Source organism: Streptococcus sp. GMD1S (assembly GCF_000296875.1).
GTDB lineage: Bacteria > Bacillota > Bacilli > Lactobacillales > Streptococcaceae > Streptococcus.
In genome coordinates this window covers 1-569 of the sequence record NZ_AJQY01000286.1, presented here as the reverse complement: position 1 = coordinate 569, position 569 = coordinate 1, and the positions used below count along the sequence as shown (strand labels likewise).

1 protein-coding gene is annotated in these 569 nt (G+C 45.0%); it reads right to left on the bottom strand.

Going from position 1 to position 569, the window contains the following annotated elements:
- The coding region (locus tag GMD1S_RS08825; RefSeq protein WP_001109723.1) for a Clp protease N-terminal domain-containing protein at positions 1-548 on the bottom strand (548 nt) is incomplete at its 3' end.
- Between the last annotated feature and the right edge of the window lie 21 nt (positions 549-569).

The following is a 569-nucleotide window of genomic DNA, read 5'->3' as shown; positions in this document are numbered from 1 at the left end:
TGAGGCATGCCCATCATATTGGCCATGGAATTTTGCTTGTCAGTTACTGTGCGATGGCGTTGACGCAAAGCCTTGAGATCTTCTCTTGTCCAGCCAGCACGCTCTTCTAGATTACGACGAAGAGCAGCAATTCTGACCTGATCTTTCTGGTCTTCATAAGAGAAGCCTGCTCTCTCCAAGATGCGAGTTGCCAAAGCATTACCATCATGCAAAATCGCATAGAGGACATGCTCTGTCCCTAGCACCTTAGCATGTACCACTGAGGCTACATATTCTGCTTCCGCAAAGAGGACCTCCAAACGATGGGAAAAGGGTAATTCCGTAAAAGTTTCATCTTGGCTATAGTCGGTTTCAGTCAGTTCCAACGCAACCTCTTCTAAACGGTCCATCTCGTATGGATAATCATTTAGAGTCGCACCTGCCACACTGTAACTGTGATTAGACATGGCAATCAATAAATGCCAAGACTCTAGGTAACGGGCTCCAAAATGGCTCGCAACCATGTAGGCACTCTCGATACATTCATTCAATGCTTTTGAATAGTTCATCTTACTTCTCTTTTCTATCTA